We start from the raw sequence: 2,112 nt of genomic DNA, 5'->3' as shown, positions 1-2,112 counted from the left end.
CGCCGTCGAACCTCCCCCAGCCGCCGCTTGTAGAGCTTGCCGTTGGGGTCGCGGGGCATTTCGGCGATGAAGTCGACGCTCCTGGGCCGTTTGTAGCCGGCGAGCCGCTCCGCGCAGTGGCCGAGGAGGGCCGCGGCCAGGTCCGGGCCCGGCTCGTGCCCGGCGGCCGGCTCCACGACGGCCCTGACCTCCTCGCCCCAGTCGTCGTGCGGGATGCCGAAGGCGGCGGCGTCGGCGACGGCCGGGTGGGAGAGCAGGACGGACTCGATCTCAGCGGGGTAGATGTTGACGCCGCCGGAGATGATCATGTCGATCTTGCGGTCGCGGAGGAAGAGGTAGCCGTCCTCGTCCAGGTAGCCGAGGTCGCCGACGGTGAAGAAGTCGCCGATGCGGTTCTTGCGGGTCTTGGCCTCGTCCTTGTGGTAGGCGAAGCCGCCGGTGCTCATCTTCATGTAGACGGTGCCTAGTCGGCCGGGCGGCAGCCGGTCGCCGTCGTCGTCGAAGACCGCGAGTTCGCTGATCGGCCAGGCCCTGCCGACCGTGCCGGGCTTCTTCAGCCAGTCCTCGGCGGTGGCGAAGGCTCCTCCGCCCTCGCTGGCCGCGTAGTACTCCTCCACGCAGTGCCCCCACCAGTCGATCATGGCCCGCTTCACATGGTCCGGGCAGGGGGCGGCGCCGTGGATGGCGTGCCGCATGGAGGTCACGTCGTAGCGGCCCCGCACGTCGTCCGGGAGGGCCAGCAGGCGGTGGAACTGGGTCGGGACCATGTGGGTGTGGGTGCACCCGTGGGTGTCGATGAGCCGCAGCATCTCCTCGGGGGTCCACTTGTCCATCAGCACCAGGGGGTGGCCGATGTGCAGGGACGCGCCCGCGAACTGCAGGACGGCCGTGTGGTAGAGCGGCGAGCAGACGAGGTGGACGTTGCCGTCGAACGGCTTGATGCCGAAGATGCCGAGGAAGCCGCCGAGATAGGCCTCCTCGGGGGACCTGCCGGGCAGTGGGCGGCGGATGCCGCGCGGGCGTCCGGTCGTCCCCGAGGTGTAGTTCATGACCCAGCCAAGTTCCCGGCCAAAGGGCGCGGACTCCGGTTGCCCGTCCAGGAGTTGGTGGTAGGGCCGGAAGCCCTCGACGGCGCCGACCGCGTAGCGGTGGGTGGCCGGGAGGGCCGCCTCGTCGGCGGCGGCGCGCGCGGCGCCTGCGTAGCGCTCGTGGGCGATGAGCACCTTCGCGCCGGAGTCGGAGACGATCCAGGCGATCTCGGGGCCGACCAGATGGTGGTTGACCGGGACGAGGTAGAGGCCGGCCTGGGTGGCGGCCAGGTAGGCGGTGAGGAGTTCGACGCCGTTGGGCAGGACGACGGCGAAGACGTCGCCACGCTCCAGGCCGGCCGCGCGCAGCCCGTGGACCAGCCGGTTGGCGGCGGTGTGCAGACGTCCGGCCGTCCATGTCTCGCCGTCGGGGGCGATCAGGACCGTGCGGCCGGGGTCCTGGGCGGCCTGCGCCCAGAAGCCGGCAGGGGGTGTGTTCACGACTGGCCGCTCCTTCCGGCGATGCGGTTGATGCGGTCCACGGCCCGTTCGAAGCCGCGGGTGAGGTCGTCGAAGACCGCCTGGACGTCGCGTTCGCCGTTCATCCGGCCGACGATCTGGCCGACGGGGGTGCCGAGCAGCGGTTCGACCTCGTACTTCTGGATGCGGGAGAGCGCCTCGGCGACCAGCAGGCCCTGCAGGGGCATCGGGAGGGTGCCGGGGCCGGCCGGGTCGTCCCAGGCGTCGGTCCACTCGGTGCGCAGCTGGCGCGCCGGCTTCCCGGTCAGGGCGCGGGAGCGGACGGTGTCCCCGGAGCCGGCGGCGAGCAGTTTGCGGGTCAGGGCGGGCGAGTGCAGGTCGGCCTCGGTGGTGGTCAGCCAGAGGGAGCCCAGCCACACGCCCTGGGCGCCGAGCGCGAGGGCGGCCGCCACCTGCTGTCCGCTGCCGATGCCGCCGGCCGCCAGCACGGGGAGCGGGTGCACGGCGTCCACGACCTCGGGGGTGAGCACCATGGTGGCGATCTCGGGGCGGGGTGAGGCCGGCGAGGTAGCGGATGTGACCGATGCCGCGGGCGCCCATCTCC

Annotated in this window: 2 protein-coding genes; both read right to left on the bottom strand. The window is 72.3% G+C overall.

Going from position 1 to position 2,112, the window contains the following annotated elements; genetic code table 11:
* Window positions 1–1,529 (bottom strand): acyl-CoA synthetase (locus ACWEN3_RS45765; RefSeq protein WP_452984278.1); only part of this gene is annotated, 1,529 nt, incomplete at its 3' end.
* A partial coding sequence (locus ACWEN3_RS45760) for a nitronate monooxygenase (RefSeq protein ID WP_452984276.1) occupies window positions 1,526–2,112 on the bottom strand: 587 nt, incomplete at its 5' end. The genes ACWEN3_RS45765 and ACWEN3_RS45760, both read right to left, overlap by 4 nt.

This window comes from Streptomyces sp. NPDC004561 (genome assembly GCF_053602155.1).
The sequence above is the reverse complement of the archived record's forward strand: the minus strand, read 5'-3'. Positions and strand labels throughout refer to the sequence as shown.